General features: G+C 53.7%; 1 protein-coding gene. It reads right to left on the reverse strand.

Going from position 1 to position 242, the window contains the following annotated elements; all coding sequences use genetic code 11:
- Positions 1 to 42: 42 nt before the first annotated feature.
- Positions 43 to 242: hypothetical protein (locus KVT28_RS26385; RefSeq protein ID WP_254633682.1), on the reverse strand; the 200-nt coding region annotated here is incomplete at its 5' end.

Genomic DNA, 242 nt, shown 5'->3' on the forward strand with positions numbered 1-242 from the left:
GCCGAGATCGCGACGCAGAACCACGTTGTTATAACGCACTTCCTATTGACTTTCCTGCCGGTACTTTTGCGCCAGATAGTCCCAGTCAATTACGGCATAGCTGTTTTCAGTGAATCCTAGCGCGCCCGCCCCCTGCAGCGTTAACGTCTGGTCATCGCGGTTGGGGGCGTAGCTAATATTCTGCTGATGAATAAAAGCCGCTTCCGTTTCGGCGGTCTGCTGGTAATAGGGCGAAGCGATGT

This window comes from Pantoea sp. GbtcB22, from assembly GCF_019091025.1.
In the GTDB taxonomy this organism is placed as follows: Bacteria; Pseudomonadota; Gammaproteobacteria; order Enterobacterales; family Enterobacteriaceae; genus Pantoea; species Pantoea leporis.